This is a genomic window from Atlanticothrix silvestris CENA357 (assembly GCF_016056295.1).
GTDB lineage: Bacteria > Cyanobacteriota > Cyanobacteriia > Cyanobacteriales > Nostocaceae > Atlanticothrix > Atlanticothrix silvestris.
Genome location: NZ_JAECZB010000028.1, coordinates 1 through 20,694 on the forward strand (window position 1 = coordinate 1; position 20,694 = coordinate 20,694).

General features: G+C 40.5%; 22 protein-coding genes. 11 read left to right on the top strand and 11 right to left on the bottom strand.

What is annotated here, in order from left to right; translation table 11 throughout:
- Positions 1 to 44 precede the first annotated feature (44 nt).
- Entirely contained in the window at positions 45 to 425 is a 381-nt protein-coding gene (locus I8751_RS12845; protein WP_214439549.1) for a hypothetical protein, read from the bottom strand.
- A gap of 682 nt (positions 426 to 1,107) precedes the next feature.
- Here I8751_RS12845 and I8751_RS12850 point away from each other — a divergent pair.
- The 4 genes from I8751_RS12850 to petJ all read left to right on the top strand — a co-directional run bounded on the left by I8751_RS12850 (position 1,108) and on the right by petJ (position 3,399).
- Complete coding sequence (locus I8751_RS12850) at positions 1,108 to 1,374, top strand: hypothetical protein (protein ID WP_318780320.1); 267 nt, start codon at positions 1,108 to 1,110, stop codon at positions 1,372 to 1,374.
- Between the two features lie 126 nt (positions 1,375 to 1,500).
- On the top strand, positions 1,501 to 1,992 hold the full coding sequence (gene psbV / locus I8751_RS12855; protein WP_214439550.1) for a photosystem II cytochrome c-550: 492 nt from the start codon (positions 1,501 to 1,503) through the stop codon (positions 1,990 to 1,992).
- A 375-nt stretch (positions 1,993 to 2,367) separates the two neighbouring features.
- Positions 2,368 to 2,787, top strand: a complete 420-nt coding sequence (petE, locus tag I8751_RS12860; RefSeq protein ID WP_214439551.1) for a plastocyanin — start codon at positions 2,368 to 2,370, stop codon at positions 2,785 to 2,787.
- 267 nt (positions 2,788 to 3,054) lie between these two features.
- Positions 3,055 to 3,399 carry a cytochrome c6 PetJ gene (gene petJ, locus I8751_RS12865; RefSeq protein WP_214439552.1) on the top strand — a complete coding sequence of 115 codons (345 nt, stop codon included), beginning with the start codon at positions 3,055 to 3,057 and terminating at the stop codon, positions 3,397 to 3,399.
- A gap of 144 nt (positions 3,400 to 3,543) precedes the next feature.
- On the opposite strand, the gene I8751_RS12870 is transcribed toward petJ, so the two are convergent.
- Entirely contained in the window at positions 3,544 to 5,019 is a 1,476-nt protein-coding gene (locus tag I8751_RS12870; RefSeq protein ID WP_214439553.1) for a hypothetical protein, read from the bottom strand.
- A 468-nt stretch (positions 5,020 to 5,487) separates the two neighbouring features.
- On the opposite strand from I8751_RS12870, the gene I8751_RS12875 reads away from it, so the two are divergent.
- Both I8751_RS12875 and I8751_RS12880 read left to right on the top strand, forming a co-directional pair.
- Positions 5,488 to 6,183 carry an esterase/lipase family protein gene (locus I8751_RS12875; RefSeq protein WP_214439554.1) on the top strand — a complete coding sequence of 232 codons (696 nt, stop codon included), beginning with the start codon at positions 5,488 to 5,490 and terminating at the stop codon, positions 6,181 to 6,183.
- Positions 6,184 to 6,283: 100 nt separating this feature from the next.
- The gene (locus I8751_RS12880; RefSeq protein WP_214439555.1) at positions 6,284 to 6,898 is read left to right on the top strand and encodes a cytochrome b N-terminal domain-containing protein; all 615 of its coding nucleotides are present in this window, start codon (positions 6,284 to 6,286) and stop codon (positions 6,896 to 6,898) included.
- An 11-nt stretch (positions 6,899 to 6,909) separates the two neighbouring features.
- On the opposite strand, the gene I8751_RS12885 is transcribed toward I8751_RS12880, so the two are convergent.
- Positions 6,910 to 7,836: an amino acid ABC transporter permease gene (locus tag I8751_RS12885; RefSeq protein ID WP_214439556.1), complete on the bottom strand. Its 927-nt coding sequence runs from the start codon at positions 7,834 to 7,836 to the stop codon at positions 6,910 to 6,912.
- A 73-nt stretch (positions 7,837 to 7,909) separates the two neighbouring features.
- A complete protein-coding gene (locus tag I8751_RS12890; protein ID WP_214439557.1) occupies positions 7,910 to 8,977 on the bottom strand; it encodes an amino acid ABC transporter substrate-binding protein in 1,068 nt (355 codons plus the stop codon).
- Between the two features lie 699 nt (positions 8,978 to 9,676).
- Here I8751_RS12890 and I8751_RS12895 point away from each other — a divergent pair.
- Both I8751_RS12895 and I8751_RS12900 read left to right on the top strand, forming a co-directional pair.
- Complete coding sequence (locus I8751_RS12895) at positions 9,677 to 10,234, top strand: hypothetical protein (protein ID WP_214439558.1); 558 nt, start codon at positions 9,677 to 9,679, stop codon at positions 10,232 to 10,234.
- 77 nt (positions 10,235 to 10,311) lie between these two features.
- Positions 10,312 to 10,956 carry a DUF3318 domain-containing protein gene (locus I8751_RS12900; RefSeq protein ID WP_214439559.1) on the top strand — a complete coding sequence of 215 codons (645 nt, stop codon included), beginning with the start codon at positions 10,312 to 10,314 and terminating at the stop codon, positions 10,954 to 10,956.
- Positions 10,957 to 11,212: 256 nt separating this feature from the next.
- Here I8751_RS12900 and I8751_RS12905 read toward each other — a convergent pair whose 3' ends face one another.
- Positions 11,213 to 12,010 carry a 7-carboxy-7-deazaguanine synthase QueE gene (locus tag I8751_RS12905; protein WP_214439560.1) on the bottom strand — a complete coding sequence of 266 codons (798 nt, stop codon included), beginning with the start codon at positions 12,008 to 12,010 and terminating at the stop codon, positions 11,213 to 11,215.
- Positions 12,011 to 12,220: 210 nt separating this feature from the next.
- Here I8751_RS12905 and I8751_RS12910 point away from each other — a divergent pair, with 210 nt between their 5' ends.
- Positions 12,221 to 13,258, top strand: a complete 1,038-nt coding sequence (locus I8751_RS12910) for an anti-sigma factor antagonist (protein ID WP_214439561.1) — start codon at positions 12,221 to 12,223, stop codon at positions 13,256 to 13,258.
- A gap of 146 nt (positions 13,259 to 13,404) precedes the next feature.
- Here I8751_RS12910 and I8751_RS12915 read toward each other — a convergent pair whose 3' ends face one another.
- The 5 genes from I8751_RS12915 to I8751_RS12935 form a co-directional block, all read right to left on the bottom strand.
- Positions 13,405 to 14,451 (bottom strand): ABC transporter permease, encoded by a 1,047-nt coding sequence (locus I8751_RS12915; protein WP_214439562.1) that lies wholly within the window; start codon positions 14,449 to 14,451, stop codon positions 13,405 to 13,407.
- 52 nt (positions 14,452 to 14,503) lie between these two features.
- Complete coding sequence (locus tag I8751_RS12920) at positions 14,504 to 14,749, bottom strand: DUF7219 family protein (protein ID WP_214439563.1); 246 nt, start codon at positions 14,747 to 14,749, stop codon at positions 14,504 to 14,506.
- A 30-nt stretch (positions 14,750 to 14,779) separates the two neighbouring features.
- Positions 14,780 to 15,532, bottom strand: a complete 753-nt coding sequence (locus I8751_RS12925) for an alpha/beta fold hydrolase (RefSeq protein WP_214439564.1) — start codon at positions 15,530 to 15,532, stop codon at positions 14,780 to 14,782.
- A gap of 176 nt (positions 15,533 to 15,708) precedes the next feature.
- Complete coding sequence (gene fldA, locus I8751_RS12930) at positions 15,709 to 16,221, bottom strand: flavodoxin FldA (protein ID WP_214439565.1); 513 nt, start codon at positions 16,219 to 16,221, stop codon at positions 15,709 to 15,711.
- A gap of 688 nt (positions 16,222 to 16,909) precedes the next feature.
- The gene (locus I8751_RS12935) at positions 16,910 to 17,806 is read right to left on the bottom strand and encodes an alpha/beta fold hydrolase (protein WP_214439566.1); all 897 of its coding nucleotides are present in this window, start codon (positions 17,804 to 17,806) and stop codon (positions 16,910 to 16,912) included.
- Between the two features lie 396 nt (positions 17,807 to 18,202).
- Between I8751_RS12935 and I8751_RS12940 the strand changes: the two genes are divergently transcribed.
- Both I8751_RS12940 and I8751_RS12945 read left to right on the top strand, forming a co-directional pair.
- Positions 18,203 to 18,793: a hypothetical protein gene (locus I8751_RS12940; protein ID WP_214439567.1), complete on the top strand. Its 591-nt coding sequence runs from the start codon at positions 18,203 to 18,205 to the stop codon at positions 18,791 to 18,793.
- Positions 18,794 to 18,893: 100 nt separating this feature from the next.
- Positions 18,894 to 19,688 carry an armadillo-type fold-containing protein gene (locus I8751_RS12945; protein WP_214439568.1) on the top strand — a complete coding sequence of 265 codons (795 nt, stop codon included), beginning with the start codon at positions 18,894 to 18,896 and terminating at the stop codon, positions 19,686 to 19,688.
- On the opposite strand, the gene ftsE is transcribed toward I8751_RS12945, so the two are convergent.
- Complete coding sequence (gene ftsE / locus I8751_RS12950; protein ID WP_214439569.1) at positions 19,689 to 20,438, bottom strand: cell division ATP-binding protein FtsE; 750 nt, start codon at positions 20,436 to 20,438, stop codon at positions 19,689 to 19,691.
- Between the last annotated feature and the right edge of the window lie 256 nt (positions 20,439 to 20,694).

Below are 20,694 nucleotides of genomic sequence, written 5' to 3' on the forward strand. Positions count from 1 at the left end.
CCCCCCGCACCCTGCCCCAATTCCTCTTACCCATGCCCCATGCCCTATTTTTGAGGATTTGCTCCTCGACAAACAATTTCCATTGCATTCGCTTCTGGAGTACCAGGTTTAGGAAAAATTTCGCGCTTAGTTTGATCGTCACGGATTAAATGTCCAGCCGAGGTATAAACAGACAATCTTTTGGAAAACAACCTCTGCTGACCACAAGCAGCACGAAGAGTAGTTTGTGCTGTACCTTTATCATGCTTCTGTAAAAGGATATACTCGTTTCCTTTAATCGATGCCAAGTCAAGCACAATTGGCTCGCCATTACCATCAGAGCCTACTTGAATATACAGATTGTTGTTATTTGCCTGGGCGATCGCTGTGCTACCCAATGAAAGTGCAAATACTGTTATTAGACTACCAAAGCTCTTTAAAAACATAAAGTTTAAAAGTGAAAAACTGTATATTCTTTTGTATTCATGTAAAGGTAATTTATGGTGCAGTGAAATTACTAAATATTTCTTATTGAATAAATAATTGACAAATAAATTACTAGTAGTTGTGGTTAAAAACTTTGGCATTGTGCTACAATGTAATTTACAAAATTTACGGTTTTATACCTACACAATAAAAATGTAAACAAATAACAGTTTTTTACTCCTAGTAAATATAAAAAAATCCAGCCATTGTTAAACAAAGCTGGATTACAGGGTATGAATTATGATTTGAAATATATTTTTTCCTAAATTAATGCTGAAATTCACTTGTTTACCGTAATTCGGTTGTTATTCAAATAGTTATTAACTTGATAATAAAGAAGCGATCGCAGAGTGTACGTACTCAAAAAGAAAACCCCGCCTATTAAGCGGGGTAGCATTGACGACAATGTTGTGAGTATTCCACTGCATGAGATCCTAAAAACACAGCAATTATCAGGATTTAACAAAATATTACCTTGTTGATCAAAGTATTTTGCCTCTCTTATTGTATATATAGTTATCTATCGTTAGTAAGATGATTTTCTAGGTGTGATCTTAGCAAAGAGCGATCGCTGTTTTCAGAAGCCTCTCCTGCTCCCTCGATCCCCAAACCATATTTTGGGCAACAAATTGCACTCTTAACGTGATATTGGTATTACAGCGACTCAATCTCTATCTGTCAGTTAAAAACATTATGGGTTTTGCCGACCTATCGATCGCAGAGATAGCAGCAGACTACAGTATTCCTGTAGAAGAGGTGTTTTCTCTGTGCGACCAACTGGGAATTGCCTATAAACACCAAAAGACCCGTTTGGCGTTAGAGGATGCAAAGGCAATTATTTCGCAAATATTGTCTGAAATATACCCAAGAGGTACAAGCGACTCGATGGGTGATACCGGAGTCACCTAAAGGGCTATATTCGGGCTTTGGCTAATCGCTAACGACGAAGAATAATCAGCCATTAGCAATTAGCAACGTGGAGATTGGGCATCGCTTTCTTAGCTGTGTTGAGCGTCAAAATCTTTAAGGGGAAACATGTTTAGAAGACTAATTGGCGTTGTTGTAGCTGCCGTTTTGCTGACGTTCCAGCTAACTGTAGGTAGCGCGACAGCGGTGGAACTGGACAAAGCGATCCGAACAGTGCCATTAAATGATCAGGGCGATACCGTCGTACTCAGCCTAAAACAAGTCAAAGAAGGCAAACGCTTATTTCAATACGCTTGTGCCCAATGTCATGTTGGCGGCGTTACCAAGACCAACCAAAACGTAGGACTTGAACCAGAAGCGCTAGCACTGGCAACACCAAACCGTAACAATATTGAAGGTTTGGTGGATTATATGAAAAATCCTACTACCTACGATGGTGAAGAGGAAATTTCCGAATTACATCCCAGCATCAAGAGCGCAGATATTTTCACAGAAATGAGAAATCTGACAGATGATGACTTGACAGCGATCGCAGGTCATATTCTCCTGCAACCCAAGGTTGTTGGTGACAAATGGGGAGGCGGTAAAATTTACTACTAAAAACCTCAATCATTTCTGAATGCTGAGTCATTGGGTATCAGGCACTTGTACTGAGCCTGTCCTGAGCGCAGCCTCTCGTAAAGAAGGGCGTAGCCGAAGTATTGGGAAGAAGGGTAAAGGGCAGGAGTAAGGGGGAATGGGTTTGTTTCTTCATCCTTTACCCTTTAACCTTTAACCTTTAACCTTTTCCCAAGATTGTTTATCCCCTAATCCCTAAACTTTTCTAATAGTTATTGCTATTTGTACAAGTTTTTGCTATCAATTTTTCATCATTGTTAAAAAAAAAAATTGCATCTACGACAGATTGTCATATTTAGCGTTGATTGTATTTAAAATGGAATAAGGAAAATAAAAACTATTTGTTAGGAGAGAGCCATGAAATCGATTGCGGCAAGCTTGCGACGCTTTAGTTTAGCTGTATTGACGATTCTTTTAGTTGTTAGCAGCTTTGCTGTTTTTACTCCTAGTGCTGCGGCTGAAACACATCAGGTGAAACTGGGTAGTGATAAAGGAATGCTGGCATTTGAACCGGCAAAGTTAACGATTAAACCAGGCGACACAATTGAATGGGTGAATAACAAAGTTCCTCCCCATAATGTTGTATTTGATGCTGCTAAAAACCCAGAGAAGAGTGCCGACCTAGCAAAGTCTCTATCTCATAAACAGTTGTTGATGAGTCCTGGTCAAACCCAAACCACAACTTTCCCCGCAGACGCACCTGCTGGTGAATACACCTTCTATTGCGAACCACACCGTGGTGCTGGCATGGTTGGTAAAATTATTGTCGAAGGCTAGAAACAACTCTGTCGAGACAAGATGATTTTTCTGGGATGACTCCGCGAAACTAGCATAACGTGCCGCATTTTTAGTGGCGCATACGATAGGCAAATGGCGGTGACGAGTTTTATTTCCGCCCAGAATGCTCAACGCCCCCGGCGATGAAAGGAATCAACTCGTCACCGCTAATTTTGTTCAAATTTAACCTATATTAATAATGAATAGCGTTTATACTCTCCAGAATAGTGGCTTGAGGTTTATAGAGGCTGCTTGTAAGGAGACATCTTGAGAATATTTTTATTGATATTGCTATCAGTGATCGCTTTATTTAAATTGACATCTATTCAGCCAGCGTTAGCCGCTGAAACATCCAACGGTGCCAATATCTTCAATAATAACTGTGCTGCTTGCCATATAGGTGGCGGCAACATCCTAATTTCTCAAAAAACATTGAAAAAGGAAGCATTATCCAAGTACCTGGAAAACTACAACACCGACTCAATTCAGGCGATTATCTACCAAGTACAAAACGGCAAAAATGCTATGCCTGCCTTCAAAAGCAAATTGAGCGCTCAAGAAATCTTGGAGGTAGCTGGTTACGTTTTTCAAAAAGCGGAACAAGGTTGGTAGATGATAGCAGAGGGAGCAAGAAGAGGGGGAAAAGGTTAAAGGGTAAAGGGTAAAGGATGAAGAAACAAACCCTTTAACCCTTTAACCCTTTCCCTTTCCCCCTTACCCCTTCTTCCCAATGCCCAATGCCCTATGCCCCTTATTTTATTTATCTGTATCAGAACTTTTTCTTTGTTCTCTGAAATCCCGCAACTTTTCTATTAGCTTTTGATCAGATTCTTCAGAGGGCGACAGTTGGGTGCTATTAGCTCCCGGTGTAGATAATGGTTTAGTGGTAACTGTCGGCTTAGGTGCTGGCTGATCGTTTCTAATTCGCAGTGCGGGTAATGGTTTAACAGTCGCTGCTGGTGTTGGTTGATTAGTAGTAACTCCTGGAGTAGACAATGGCTTGGGAAGAACTACATTTGGTGTTGGTTCTTGAGTCGCTTCAGCAGTATTGTCGATGTTGTTTTGAAAACGCAGGCTAAAAGGATAACGGTTAGTCTGCTTATCTGCTTTCGGAGCCTTTGCATTAAAATATTCTCTGGCTTTTGATCGTAGATCAGGAGAAAGGGACTTGTCTTGGAACTTAATGTCTAAAACTTTACCTTCAGAATCTACTACTAAAAAACCCAAGACCGTACCTTCAAGACCAGGTTTATTTATGGAGATAATGTCACGAATGACGGCTTTTTCTTGGGAGTTGGGATATTGCTGCTGGACTGCTTTTCTTAAATCTTCGTATGAGTTGACTTGTGCAATGAGCGCTTGTTGACTTGTTTTTGTGGATAACTCAGGCATCACAGGTGTAGACCCTTGCTGCCATTTGGGAACAGTTTCTCTTGCTAGGATTAACTCATCTTCCACTTTTGGAGTTTTTGCTACAGGTGCTACCAGTGGCTGGTTTGGAGCCAGTTTAGATGCATCATTGCCAGGCAAAGTAGGTTGTGGAACTGTATTGTTAGTGGTTGGGGTATTAATAGGATTGGGAGATGGAGCATTCAGCAGATCACGGGGTAGTTTAGCCGAGTTTAATGCTGGTAGTCTATCTACGGGTAGTGGTTTGGATGCTGCTATTTCTATTTCCTTGTCGTTAAAACGAGGAACTGACGGAATCTGGGTAAACTTTTTATCGGCAGCGTTGAAACCAGAAGTATCAAAGCTAAAGTCTTCTTTGGGAACTATCTGTGAAGATTGTTCTTGAGGTGAAGATGCAATCCGATAGTTGTCAGGTCTGCTGACAATTGGCGGTAGTATCGGCTGTGTATATGCAGGTAGTGGTAATGGGGGTAATATAGTCGTCTGGGCATCCAAGTTGGGAGGAACTTGCTGAGAAAATTGCTGTTGGGAAGGTAACTGTGGTTGTAAAGGTAACTGTGCTTGCAAGGGTAGTTGCGGTTGTAAAGCAACTTGAGGTGCAGTACCTGGAGTTTGTGGTAAACGATTTTGGTCAGCTTGGCTTAATTCCAAAATTCCGACTGATTTTGGTGATGCTGACTCTTTAGGTTGACTGGAATTTACAGGCATCAATGGCACAATCAATGCAATAGCACCGTGGATACCAAGAGAAGCTATTGCCGCTATTCCAGTTGGCTGGCCTAATATTTCTGGTATATTTTTTAGCAAGGAGACGTAAGACATATTTGTTATCGTTCACTCAGCTCAGTTGCAGTTGAATTAGCAAAGCATTTGATCTTAATTGCAATAGATGCGTTCCTTTAAAAATAATAACTTTCTACGCTAGTACTCAAAACAGCAAAATCGTTTTTTTTCAAGTTTTTATTTTAATGACGCAGTGTTGCACTTGGGAAGTTGCATTTGCTGATGAAGTTCTGGAAAATGATTACTTTTAAAAGGCGCTTTTTGTGAAAAGATGCACAGCGAAAACTGAAACTTAGGATAGTTGTCAGTATTGGGTGATGACATCAGTCTAAATGCATATCCATGTTTGTTTGAGTCGCTTGTTTCAGTAGCCAACTGTTTTTTAGCTAGTCACGCTTCCGTAACAGATGGCAAGCTTGCTGATCAATAATATGGACTGTGGCTGAATCATACCACATCAGTCCAGTTGCAAACTGTTGTTCACTTTACTGTTTTTCAAAAGCCAAAATGCCATTACCTACTGTTATTGTGCCTGGATATTTAGAAAGCGCGATCGCCTATCGTGAATTAGAACACTCTCTAGAGCAATTGGGTTTTCCCACAATTACAGTATCCCTACGCCGACGCGACTGGATACCTACAATTGGTGGCAGATCTGTAACACCAATTTTGCAACAATTAGATCACACAGTCAAAAAGATGTTGCAAAAACATCAGGCTACTCAAGTCAACTTAATTGGCCATTCCGCAGGGGGTTGGATCTCTCGCATTTACCTAGGAGATCAGCCTTATGCAGCCAGAGGTGAAGTCAAATCCTTTGTTTGGGAAGCTCACCCTTTGGTTGCTACTCTCATCAGCCTAGGCACACCCCATATTAGTCAAGAACGCTGGACACGCCAGAATTTGGATTTTGTTACCAATAATTACCCTGGAGCATTTTACAAACATGTTCGTTATGTTTGCGTAGCCGGAAAAACAATTTTTGGGGCCAGACAAAGAGGTAGTTGGCTAGCTTACAGTAGTTATCAACTAACTTGTGGCATCGGTAATACCTGGGGAGATGGCATCACACCCATTGCATCTGCTCATCTAGAAGGTGCGGAAAATCTTGTTATTGCAGGAGTTAGACATTCTCCTAGGAATCGGGGAATTTGGTATGGTTCCTCAGAACCATTAAAAACTTGGGTAAATTATTTAATTTAAAAAACTTTATTTCTTACAAAGTGTTGCAACATATTTTAATAAATCTTAGTTACAATTGTAATAAAAATACACTTTAAATCACAACTTAGAGAGGTCAGCCATGCAAAGCACCCAGTTCGATAGGATTTTGCGGCGACTAGCAACTATACTCTCAGTCGTTATTCTTACCTTGTGCTTGATTTATGTCTCCACCGGAGTTTTGCTGTCTTTTTACTACGAACCGACAGCAGGCGGCGCTTATAATTCACTCAAAACAATTGATACAGAGGTAACATACGGCTGGTTATTTCACAGAGCGCATGATATTGCTGGTAATTGGGCAATTGCGATCGCTCTAGTGCAAATTGTAGTGATGTTTTTGAGTCGGCAATTTCGCCAGAGTTGGCTAATCGCTTGGATAAGTGGGATTTTCTTTACCCTAAGTGCGATCGCTTTAGATTGGACATCAATGATTTTAGATTGGACTCAAGAAGGATATTGGCGTTTTAGCATTGAGCTAGGAAACATTCAAGCAATTCCTTTGATTGGTAATCAATTACGAGACATTTTGACGGGTGGTGGTGCAATCAGCAGTGTCACCGTCCAACACTTATACACGATACACAGTTACATTATTCCTATTGCTGCCATACTGTTTGCGGTAGTACATTTATTGGCTCTCTTGTGGCAAGAACAGCAAATGTATCAACAAGAGCCTGAAAGCGAGTTGACTTAATGCTGACTTGCTTATCTTTCTTGAATTTGCACTGTGCGATTGAACAAATTCATCACCACAGAGATAGTTAAACTGAGGGTAAGATAGGTAAGCATGATGATCAACATCACTTCTACGGCTTTTCCCGTTTGGTTAAAAGTGGTGGAGGCGACAAAATAAATATCAGGGTAGCCGATCGCGATCGCTAAACTAGAATTTTTCGTCAAATTTAGATATTGACTTGTTAATGGTGGGATGATTACCCGCAAAGCTTGAGGGAAAATTACTAGCCGCATCACTAATCCCGGTTTTAACCCCAGCGATCGCGCTGCTTCCCATTGTCCTTTAGGTACTGATTGAATCCCGCCTCGGACAATTTCTGCAATAAAAGCACCCGTATAAAAAACCAACCCCAGCAGCAAAGCCGAAAACTCTGGAGATAAATTAAACCAGGGAAGTTCTAAACCATTTTGACTTAGACCAGCAAATCCCCAAACAGAAATCTGATTTTCTTGCTTGGGAAAACTTAAGAAAACGGCAAAGTACCAAAACAGCAATTGCAATAGTAAGGGTGTATTGCGGAAAATTTCTACATATACTAGGGCGATCTTCCTTAATAACCAGTTATCAGATAACCGGGCAATCCCAGCAGTTATCCCCACAATTGTAGTTAAGACAATCCCCATCAATGCTATCCGCAATGAGTTAATTAACCCCACCCACAAAGCGCGACTGTAGGTATCGGTTGGGTTGTAATTAATTATCGTCTCACCAATATCAAATGAGGCTTGCTGTTTGAGAAAATCAAATCCCAACTGAATGCCTAATTGCTGCAAATTACGAATGAGGTTGCCCCAAAGTATTGTTACCACAATTACGGCTAAAAATACGGCGATTAATTGCGTTGCAATCAACCAAAATCGATTATCACGCCAGATAGGTGGTTTGGAATTTGTCATTGGTCAGTTGTCAGTGGTCAGTTGTCAGTGGTCAGTTATCGCCATGTCTCCCTCATCTATCTTTCCTTGCTTCCTACCGGAATGGTGGAGAATACAGCAGTCCTCCTTGACTCCATAATTTATTTTCACCGCGAGCTAAATTGAGTTTGGTCTTTGGCCCCAGGTTGCGATCGTAAATCTCACCGTAGTTACCGACATGTTTGATTATTCTGGCAGCAAAGTCATTTGTTAAACCAAGTCCCTCACCAAGATTTCCTTCAGTGCCCAAAAAGCGCTTAATATCTGGATCGTTACTATTGGCAAACTGTCCCACATTCTGGGAATTAATGCCCAATTCTTCGGCTTTAATTAGAGAATAAACCGCCCACTTGACAGTATTTGCTAATTTAGGATCTCCTTTGGCGACTGCTGGCGCAAGTGGCTCCGAAGAAATGACTTCATCAAGAATCACGTTATCTTCTGGCTTGGGTAGAGTTGTGCGCCGAGCTACTAATGCCGAACGATCAGCTGTAATACCTTGACAACGACCTTCAGCATAAGTGGCAAAGGTAATATTCACGTCTTCAAAAACAACAGGTTTGTAGGTGATGCCTCTTTTTCGCATTTGGTCTGCTAAGTTTTGCTCGGTAGTAGTACCAGCTTGAACACAGATTGCTTTATCTTTTAGATCTGCTAGGGACTTAATACCGCTATTTTTACCAACCATGATGCCTTGACCGTCATAAAAGACGACAGGCGCAAATTCTAAACCAACTGAGGTATCACGACTGAGAGTCCAAGAAGTATTACGGCTGAGAACATCAACTTCCCCGGTTTGTAAAGCTGTAAAGCGCTCTTTGGCATTGAGATTACGAAATTCTACTGCATCTGGATTATCAAACAAAGCTGCCGCCGTAGCACGGCAAACATCCACATCAATACCGCTGTACTTCCCATCAGTTCCTACAAAGCTAAACCCTGGAACTTCGCCACTAACACCGCAAATTAATTGCCCACGGCTTTTGACTGTATCCCAGCGATTACTAGTTGCTTGTGTTCCTGAAGTATTGGTTGTGTTTGTTGTTTGTCCTGAATCTCCACTACAAGCATTAATGACCAAGATTAAAGGCGCGATCGCTAGGATTAAAGCTGATTTTCGCATAAACTTCAAGGAAACAAAAAATAAAAAAAGTATGGTTGACTACAATAATTGTGTAAAACAATGTAGATGCTTGTAATATAAAACTTTTTCACCCCTTGTGCGGTATTTTCCTTTGAGCAAGCGGTATTAGAGGATTTTACTTATTTTTTTAATCTTTACAAGTCATGTAAAAATTTTCCTAACTCTATTTTTATGCCACGAAGCACTGAATATATTTACACTTGACTCTTAAACAAAAAAAGTCCATCTAAAATTAGAAACAAGTATTAATAAATAAGGATTTTTAATATTTTATTCTCAAAATGTTTGTTAGCTTTTTATTATATAAAAATTATTTTACTTGATAAACAAATGTTAGTTTAAACTCTACAAAAATAATTAAACAATAATAATAATGTTCGATTCATAATACTTGTAGAAATTGCTATTAATCTTGCAGCAAGCCCCTAGCAACAAGAAAGTAGGCTCACTGGTGAACCATGAAATTGCCAGATATATTGTCCTAACGCTTACTTTCTAGATCAAAATTTACTCAGTTCATGGAATCTAGATAAATGAGTAAAAAAGCTAAGCTATTGTGCAAAAATTCATTGCATACTTCTAAAACAGGAGCAGTAGCTACACCAACCTAAGCATCTGCCGCTAGCAGGTTAAACTAGTTCTGGTAACAGCCGCTCCACCGTTCCTTATGAGGCTTTTATGGGAGCTAATCTCAAACAGATTGCTAATTACTTAGACAAACTAGGTTGGGACTACCGATTTGATGATGAAGAAGACCGGATTATCACAGGTGTAGAAGCTGATAACCTAGAAGATTTTCTAATAGTTGTCCAATTGGATGAGCAGGGAAAATTTTTTCGAGTTTTTGCACCTCAAGTTCTGGCGGGAGTTCAAGATCATCCTTACAAGGGAGTCATCCTACAGACAATGCTGGCAATTTCTTGGGAAACTAAGATGTTGCAATGGGAATATGACCCATCTGATGGGGAAATCCGTGCCATTATTGAGTTTCCCTTAGAAGACTCGATTCTCACAGAAAGGCAATTTCACCGTTGTTTGAGTGGATTAATTCAAATTGTTGATAACATAGCGTTACCTCGGCTGAAAGAAGTGATGGTAACAGGTCAAGATCCGGGAAATTTAGAGCTTGGGGAAAGAATGTTACTGAGTATTCAAGAAGAGGCTCCTGGATTGCTAGAAATTCTAGAAAGAGCAATGGAAGCTAGGAAAAAGCGCGGAAGTTTTCCCAGCGAATGAGGCGAATGGTCACTGAAATAGCTATACTCCAAAGTGATACCCTCACTATATACTGAAGTTTTCTAGGGCTGGATTTTATGACATCCTATGCAACCTCCTCTGCCAAGGCGGAAATGAGTGAACTCCGGCGGTTGAAAAGCTTACTACCGCCAGAATTGCAGAGCTGGGTCACGGTTGAAGGCACAACTGAGGTCAATCCACCCCTGATCCGCTGCGAAGAAATTGGCAAAGACCAGGTAGAAATTCAAATTGACCTGGTGAAATGGGATGCTCTCGCAATGGATCAGCGTAACCTGCTGTTCTGGCATGAAGTAGCCCGCGTTCAAAATGATACGATTCCCAAAGATGGTTGGGAAATGGCAGCATTGGCTATTGGTTTAGGCGGTGCTGTAGGTGAATTGTGGGTACAGGATGGATTGTTGCTAGTATTAGCTTTGGCGCTGTGTGGCGTTTCCGGCTGGCGACTATACCAAAAGAATAATGGAGGCAAACAACTTGTGGAATTAGTTGATGCTGACGAGAAAGCGATCGCCTTGGCTACTCGCTTTGGTTACAGCCTCCCTAACGCCTACAAGAGCCTAGGTAGTGCCTTAAAAACCCTGATCGATAATACTCCTAGCAAGCGCCAACGGTCTAAATATGAGGCAAGACTTTCTGCCCTCAAACGCAGTGCCAACAAGGCAAAAGCTAAATCTAAGCCAATCGACGAAAGCGGAATGTAGACACCAAAAAATAAATTGGGTGGGTATTACCCACCACACAAAATCTTTAATTATTATTTAATTTGTTTGTAGTAAGCACTTTAGTGCTTAAAAATCAACGACTAAAGTCCTTACTAACAATACGTATCACCATGAATGAGAAAGCCCATTAGGGCTATGGATATAGCGGTTTTCTTATAGATGAAATACACTACTCTAGCCCCTAGCCCCTTTTCCTGACTGGAGTGTATTGCACACAACCAAGAAGCGCTATAGTTTACAGCTGATTTAACATTTTATGAGTCTGGGGTATAACGCGGACGTGGGGCACAAACTTTTTCATTAAAGCTTGCCACATTAAAACTTGGTCTGGAGTAGGGGCAAGTATAGGCTCTGGAGTTAATTGTTCAGAGGCGGCTAGAGGTGTCACAGGTTGTAAAAAGACTGGGATATTAGAACTAACATCTGCTACTAAAGAAGCTGCATGTTCCAACTCGGCTGGGTCTGTATGACTAGAAATAATAATCTTCACAAAAGCCTCTAAATGTGAAGATTGGCATAATTGCAGAAATTTTGCATGTTCTTGCCAATGGTTTTCACCGCTGACACTAGGTAGTTTTAAATCCATGCCCACAGAGTCAAGATAAGGCAAAATAATAGCTAATTGCTCTGGGCGATGTCCACCAGTCTCTAGATACACAGGTAAACCTGTAAGCGATCGCACTTGGGGCAAAAATTCCTTTAAGAAAGCTGCATGAAGAAGTGGTTCGCCTCCGGTTAAGCTAATGCTATCGTGTAGACAAGGTAGATTTTGGCTTTCAACCCATTCGACTAAAATGGGCAGTGGGACAGGGTTCGAGTGGATTTCAAAATTACGTAATCCAGGCGATCGCTCTATCCGACAGGTAGGGGGCGCACTCCAAGTATGGGCACTATCGCAAAAGTGACAGCGCAAGTCACAATAAGCGAAGCGAATAAAAATTTGACGTGTCCCGACATTCAGTCCTTCCCCTTGAATAGCAGAAAAGACCTCAATCAGGCGTGCAGTAGGTTGAACTGTAGTTTTAGCGGTCATGGGATATTAGCAATGCGATCGCGCTGCGTCGACACAAAAGCAGGTATGTTTTTTTTACTTCTTGTTCTATTGTGAATCTTCGCTGGCAATCTCCGCTTTTACTCTGGACAACTAAACTATTAACTCTTAATACCTACAAATCTAATATCCAGTTAATATGAGGTTACGTAATTTTCTAGGATAAACTAATTTTTGGCAGATTAAATTTACATGGCAACGAAAGTGCAAAGCTTCATGACTAGCCAACCCACAGAAGCAGAATTTCCTATAACTTCCCTAAATGAAACGGCAGTATTGCAAATGCCAGCGCGGTTAAGCGTGCTTGAGGCGGTAGGCTTTAAGCAAACCTTCCACGATTTAACCCAAGCAGATTCGCATCCCAAGCGAATCATCATTGATTTTCAGCAAACCACTTTTATGGATAGTAGTGGTTTAGGTGCCCTCGTGAGTAATTTCAAAACTGCTCAAGAAAAAGGCATTGTCTTGATTTTGCAGAATGTTACACCCCAAGTCACGGCAGTACTCAACCTCACAGGATTAGATCAAATTTTTGCTATAGAATCTCATAGTGAAACGCCAACAATAGAAGCAGATACCCCTAAGAATATTTCCCGTAAAGTAGAGCAGCTACCAACAACTCATCCCTCTGTAGCATCTTGGATGAAACGCTTTATAGATATTGTGGGTGCATTGGTGGGTTTGGTGATTACAGGAGTTTTGTCTATTCCTATAGTGATTGCGATTCAAATTGACGATCCCGGCCCCATTTTCTTTAAACAAATCCGTTGTGGTTGGATGGGTAAGCGGTTTAAGATTTGGAAATTCCGTTCTATGTGTGTAGATGCGGAAGCTAAAAAAGCCCAAGTCAAAAACCAAGTACAAGGTGCGTTCTTTAAGAATGAGAACGATCCTAGAATTACGCGAGTAGGGCGCTTTCTCCGGCGCACCAGCCTAGATGAATTACCGCAATTTTGGAACGTTTTAAAAGGAGATATGAGTTTAGTTGGTACTAGACCACCCACACCTGATGAGGTAGAACGCTACGAAGTACCAGAATGGCAACGTTTGGATGTTAAACCTGGTATGACTGGAGAATGGCAAGTGAATGGGCGGTCTACAGTACGCAGTTTTGAAGATGTGATTCGCTTAGATTTGCTATATCAAAAAAACTGGAGTTTACTGTATGATTTGCAGTTAATTTTCAAAACTATAGCCGTTCTATTTAATAAAAATAGCGGTGCTTATTAGCCAATTGCTATTATTTGTAATTTGTTAGTAAATTGTCACTGTCTAAATTATTATTAACTATGCCCAAGCTCCTTGCGTGTTTGGGCATAGTTTTTATTGTTTACGAATTACGAATTACGTAGCTTGCTTCTCGCCCTTGGCGAGTATTACGAATTACGAATTATTTTAACCCGATGTTCTAATGCCAAAGCAATAGCAATAAATAGTACAGTCAAACCTTGAATAGCGTATACTACAGTCACCGATACTCCTGCACTGCGCTGCATGACATTAGCACCACTGCGGAGGGCGGCAAAAAATAAAGCAGTTAGCACTACACCAAAAACACTACCACGACTTAAAAAAGCGATCGCGATCGCATCAAAACCATAACCCGGTGAAACTTGTTCAAATAGCCGATATTTTAACCCCATCACCTCAGTTGCACCCGCCAATCCAGCTAAACCGCCAGCTAAAGCCATCACTAGCATAATGGTACGCTCAACAGAAATTCGGGCATAACGGGCAGCAATAGGATTGAATCCTACAGCGGTGATTTGATAACCTAAAGGCGATCGCACTAACAATACCCACAAAATCCCTGCTGTGATTAACCCTAGCAAAATACCTGCATGGGCGAGACTCCCCGGTAAAATAATTGGCAACTGAGCAGATTTTGCAATCAATGGTGAATATGGACTAGGTGCTGCTGGTGCTTTTAAAGGGTTTTGTACTAAATAGCTAACTAAATTTACCGCAATGTAATTTAGCAGCAACGTAGTGATTACTTCATTGACTCCGCGCATAGCTTTGAGATAACCAGGAATCCAACCCCAAGCCGCACCAAAAATAAATCCTGCAAATAATGCCAAGGGGACGTGAATGAAAGCAGGCAATCCTTGGATATATAACCCGATTAAAGTACTTCCCAAAGCACCCAGATAAATTTGTCCTTCGCCACCGATATTAAATTGACCAGCACGCAACGCTACCAACACCCCTAAACTTGTGAACAATAGCGGTGTCATCTTGGTAAGAGTATTACCAAACCCAAAGTAGGTAGAAAGTGATTCTTGAAATAAAGCGGTGTATGCTGCGATCGGATTTGCCCCAGCAACTAAAATGAGGATGGCACCAACAATTAGGGCGGAGGCGATCGCAATTAGCGGTGATAAAATTGGCAATAAAATTTGAACGCAATTTTTTTGGGTCATTATGTAATAATTGCCCATCCTCAACTTCAAAAAAGAGGATTTCTATATTAAATTAACTAATATCTAGTGCCTTTTTAGTATGTTTTAAATGTTTCCAGAGGTGGTGAATTTGTTTGTAAGCTTCTTCTGGAGAAATTTTACCATTAGTCTGTAGACCGCAAATATAGTTTACTCTTTGAGAAAAATCTTGAAGATTTGCATTAAATGCCAAATATTCTGGCTTGAACTGTCCATAATATGGACTACGAGGATACAGAAAATCACATAAATCAGATAGAAATTCAGCTTTTGTATTCATAAAAACCTCAATAGCTCCAAACAATACTTATTAATTTATTAATTTGTGGGAATTTAATTGAGATGTCAACATTGGTTGTAGTTGATATGGTTGCCAAAAATCTAACATTGTTTCACCTACTTTTTGAGGATAGAAGTAATGAAAAAAATGATGTCCTTTGGGACATTCCCAAAGATTGTCTTCAGGCTTAAATAAATTCAACCATTCCTGTAATGCTGGTGGATGAACAATAGAATCATTCTTGCTGCCACATACCAACATAGGCATAGAAACTCCACCTTTAGGTAAATCAACTAACTTAAAAAGAGAATGCAATAAAGGAGATTGCTCTAAATCTCTATCCAAGACCGATATTAACTTTTTAGTGGTATGACGCGGTTGCTCACCAAATAGATGACGAACACTACTTGCCAAAACCTGCTCACGACTGATGGTAAATAGTTGTCTTTGAAGATAATAGTGGACATGCCAAGTATTTGCAGGTTGAGAGGCTACAGCCAATAAAGTAAGCGATCGCACTTTTTCAGGATAACAACGAGCATAACTTAAAGCGATCGCACCACCTGCACCATGTCCTGCTAAATGTACTGGATGAGAAGATTGGACTAAAAATTCATTTAGCAAAGCCACAGCTTCATCTATTGAACTACCTTCATCTTTGTCTTGACGATATTCCCACTGAGTGACATTCATATATCTCGATATGTATTGTAATAGTGGTCGATCAAAACGCTGCAATACACGGCTAGAACTGATCCAAATAACATCACAAGCATCAGACATAAATACACCTTGTAAGAAGAAAGGGATTAGGGGCTAGGGGCTAGAAAAATGTACCTCATCCATAAGAAATATGCTGTATGAATTGGTATTTCAAATAGAACCACAAATACATACAAATAAGTTATCTGTGTGCATTTGTGGTTTTTGTCTCTCGCCTTCTAATAACTCGCAAGTTTTTACAAACCAAATTCTGTTTTCAACTGAGCAACCCAAGCTTTGATGCGATCGCCAGTTAAGTCAGATTGGTTATCTTCATCAATAGCTAGTCCAACAAATTTGCCGTTTCTTAAAGCTTTAGAATCATTAAAATCGTATCCCTCTGTTGGCCAATAGCCCACAGTCTTACCACCTTTTTGGGAAATTTTTTCTTCTAAAATTCCCATTGCATCTTGAAAATTATCTGCATAGCCTATCTGGTCTCCAGTACCAAAATATGCGACTAGTTTACCAGTAAAATCTATGTTATCTAGTTCCGGAAAAAAGCCTTCCCAATCGCTTTGGAGTTCACCAATATTCCAAGTAGGACAGCCGATAATGAGATATTGATACTCATCAAAATCAGCAGTTTCTGCTTGAGAAATGTCTTGTAATGTTACCACGTCATCACCAAACTCATCCTCAATGATTTCAGCCACAGATTCAGTTTTACCAGTTTGAGTACCGTAGAATAAACCAATTTTTTTGGACATTTTGACACCTGAGTATTGAAAAAACAAAGGAGTGCATCTCACTTTTGTGCCGACACCCTAAAAGATGTGACTGGCTACGTGAACAAAGCCTACACGGGTGGCTGTCTTAGCGGCGTAGACTTGAGAATTGTGCTTTTTAATCAGCTTATTGAATATTTATATCAACAAGCTTTAAGAGTATATTACCAGACTTATTGAGATTTATTTTTATTTGATAAAAGTAAAGTTTTGTAAAAGTAAGGCGCAATAACAATTAATAGACCTAAACAAATGTGAGTTCGATGAACCTCTACTCAACCCCTCTCCGACGCGGAAAGGGGCAGAAATTTTTCAAATTTTGACGAAAAAATCAAGATTTCAAAGCCTCTACTACTGTGGTACTACTGTGAGGGAGAGGAGTTTTTGAGAGCCGTCAAACTCACCTTAAACAAGAGTTTTTAGCCACATTTCTCTGGATAAATTTTGTTTTAGCGTCTAGATACCTGCAATTAAATTTACAATTTATAGCAATAAGCTTATGCTGGGTTAAAACATGTTTCCCAATTTGCACCGTTGGGTATCCAAGAGAGATTTAATCGAGTGTCAAATCATTTAATAGCGATCGCAAAGTCACACAAAAAATTTAGCTAGTAAACTGCGATCGCTAATAGTAACCAGTAGCCACTTGCGACTGACTACTGACTACTGACTAATTAAGCAAAGGCAAAAACCGTCGAATTAATCCAATTGTCACTGCTGGTAGTTCCAACTGCGGCGTTAACCCTACATCTTCTAATTGTTGAAACACCCGAATCGCTTGAGGATTTTTTTCGGCGAGGCGGCGACCAATTTCTGGGCCAGTAAATTGTGACTTTTGTCCCCAAATTATGGCGGTGGGAGTAGTCAACTGTTGAATGTAAAGAGACAAATCAAAGCACAAGTCACCCCTTACAAAAGACAGAGCCGCGTACTCGGCATTAGGCTGTTGAGCAGATTGGAGATAAGCCTCTACAATTTCTTCATATATTCGATTAGGTTCAGCAAATTGCCGTTGTTCTAAAAAACTGCGAATCCCATTACTCGTGGCAATTCCGGTGCTGTAGAGCAAGCGGTCAACAATGGGAAGATTAACTAACTGAGCAAAAAAGCTACGGGAGTAGTCTTCGCCGAAGTCAGAAAGTCCCGCAGGTGTAATCAAGATTAAAGACTTAAATAGATCAGGATGGGCGATCGCAACTCGAATTGTCAACGCCGCAGTTAAAGAAGAAGCGATTGTTGTGACTGGGCCTGTACAGGTCTGCTCAAAAAATTCCCGAATCGTTATTAAATAATCTTCTAGCTTGTAATTGTGGGCTGGATGCTCAGATTTACCCCAGCCAATTAAATCTGGTGCCAAAATACGGTATTCAGCAGCGAAGGCAGGATACACTTTCGACCATTCATAACTAGAAGACCCACCACCAAAGCCGTGTAGGAAGACCAAAGTTTCCTGGTCAGATTTTGCGATCGCATCGTCCTGCCAAAGTGAGCCAGTGGCAGTATAGTAAGCCATTTTACCTAATGAGGTAACTATAGACTTTTGCTCAAATCCCTGTGGCTGAAACATAGGTAAGTTTATATTTATTTAATTTGTACTCTCGATTGCTATTATCAGCGAATCCATGACTCTTACACCTCTCACCTTTGTCAGATTAAGTAGATGTAAAATTACTGAAATACTTGTGAAGATTTGGTGATTTTTTTCATTTTTTAAAATCATGAATTGGCTGAAATTATTGACTAGCAAGGATTGGGGTTAGTTACTAGTATTACTTAGTTGATAATTACAAAGCAATTTATTTTATGGTAGTCTATCAGAAAACTTACGGATAACTTTGAGCGTATAAAACAATTAAGCGCTCATTATAAAAAGTTGCTAATTCTAGTTTTATATCTAGAAAAAATAGTTTTTGATCTAATTAATTATTTAATAATTTTTTAAGTAATGCTAGGGCGGGGTGTCATGGTGAAACAAGCTACTCTTCAATCGAATACAGTACAAGCGTTTGAAGATGCAAAATTTGAGCTTGAAAACTGTGATGTGCAAAACCATAACCTAGTTAAGGCTTCAGCTTCGCGGGTTCAGTTTGAAGAAGTAGTTGACAACGCTGAATTTGTTGTACCTGGGTGTATTTGTCTGAATTTGGAAGATTTGAAGTGTTTTGAATCTGTAGAACATCAGTATGAACACTGGGGTGTTATTTTTCACAATACCCTAGCAATACAACCGTCAAACCCAGCATTTCCAACCCTTTCAGGGTCAACAGTACTAATGAGTTTATCCAAGGGCGGATTTTTAGAAGCTAATTTTTTACAACCTGTTAACTGTGTTAGTGCCTTTGTCACCAGTTCACAACGGTTAGTATTGTCTGCCTACGATCGCGATCGCCAATTGCTAGCTCAAACAATACTCCCAGGAGCCAATCTCGCTAATTCCGACTCGGCTGTCCCCCCCAACACCTTGTTATCCATAAAAGCGCCTGACATCTACTCTGTAAGCTTCTGTGCTTTTGATGGTCAATTCACTCTTGATAATTTTCGTTTTTGTATTTAACTTAAAACTCTAAAAAATCAGTAACAAAATTGCTCTGACTCGACCTAGCCCAGGTATTCTTACTACATTAGGCAATTTTGTAATTAAGTAGGTCAACACTGTGGCAAAGGCTTCGGCTTTTTGGCAGCAATTAATTAACCAGTACCCCAACTGGCCGCTTTTAGACTTCAAGACAGGAGGAAGCCCAAAACAACGAGTCTTTAAGCCTTTCTCTGGTGCAAGAGGCATTTTCGGCTTTCTAACCATTGTCGTTGCTATGTTGTTGTGGAACTGGAAACTGCTATTGGCGCTTTTGGTAGGCGTTGGGGTAATGTTACTAGTCTACTCAATGCAGAAATGGGACTGGCAGCTGCGCTGGTCAGAGATTCAGAGGATTTTAAATGGGCCCAATCGTCGGTTAGCTTTAGCTGTTGGTAGTGGGGGTATTGCCACCATCAGCACTTATATGGCAGCCGCCATCTGGGTTGACTCCAACAGCCCTTGGATTGCTGCTGGTGCTATTGTGCAAGGTTTAGGAACGCTGTTAACTTTAATTTTGTTGGTGTGGCAAATCATCAACTTTTACGAAAATCGAAAAGAAGATAATTTTGAGTGTTTATTACTTAATTTAACGGAACAAGACCCCTTAAAGCGTTTGATTGCCGTCCGTCAACTCACTAAATTCATCACCCGTCGAAAAATTGATGCTGCGGTGCAGCAAAATGTTGTTCAATGCTTACAACTTCTACTCACCCAAGAAAAGGAGCCAATTATTAGAGAGGCAGCTTTTGAGAGTTTACAAACTTTGGATAGCCCACAGATGCTAGCATCCAGCGCTGCAACTCCACTTTGCTACCCCAAGTTAAAAGTTAAGCCTCAAGAGTTCAAAGTCAATATTTCAAATTCTCACCATTGACTATTTCCTATACAATTGTCCATCGCGGACTTGTACTACTGGATGATTACACCGACGTACCAGTTGTTCATCGTGGGTAGTAACAATTACTGTTGCTCCAAAGGCATTTAACTTTTGGAGAATCTGCATCACTTGCCAAGAATTATCTGGATCGAGGTTTCCTGTTGGTTCATCTGCCAATAGCAGCGGTGGTGTTCCTACAATTGCTCGTGCAATACTGACTCGCTGTTGCTCTCCCCCAGAAAGCTGATCGGGAAAACAATCGGCTTTAGAAAGCAAACCCACCAGTTTTAAAGTTGGTTCTAAACGCCTGTGAATTTCTTTGCGGGTATACCCTTGGGCTTGGAGTACAAACATTACATTTTCCGCCACTGTCCGCTGGGGAATCAGTTTGTAGTCTTGAAACACAATGCCAATACGCCGCCGCAATAATGACAAGCGATCGCCCCGCAAAGCCGCTACATTACAGTCATCAACCATCACCTCTCCCTGTGTTGGTAACTCCTGACCATACAACAGTTTTAAGAGTGTTGATTTCCCAGAACCGCTGGGCCCGGTGATAAACAGAAATTCTTTTTGTTTAACCTCTAAGTTCACATCCAGCAGAGCGTCATAGCCATTGGTATAGGTTTTTGTCACAGAACGCAGTTGCACCATTGCAGCTGTATTACTACTATGCCGTTGATTTTCACTGTCCTGTTGATGAATGGATTTGTCAGTCTTGGTTGGAGTTTTAATAGCAGTTGTCATTGGAATTAAGGTATAAACGGGGTTATGATGCGCTCATCTGTGAGATAAATACTTATTACGGTTCTTCTTTGCTGGGTGACGGCAGCTGTCTAAAAATCCCTATTCAGTATTAAAATAAACTTTAATCAAGTAGCCTCAAGTTCTCTATTGAAGATTCACCTTAAAATAAGGATTCCCAGGCGCAACCTGGGAATATCAAATAGATAAACTAAAAATAAAATTTTTTTAAAGTTCCCGTATTTTTACGTAAGATATA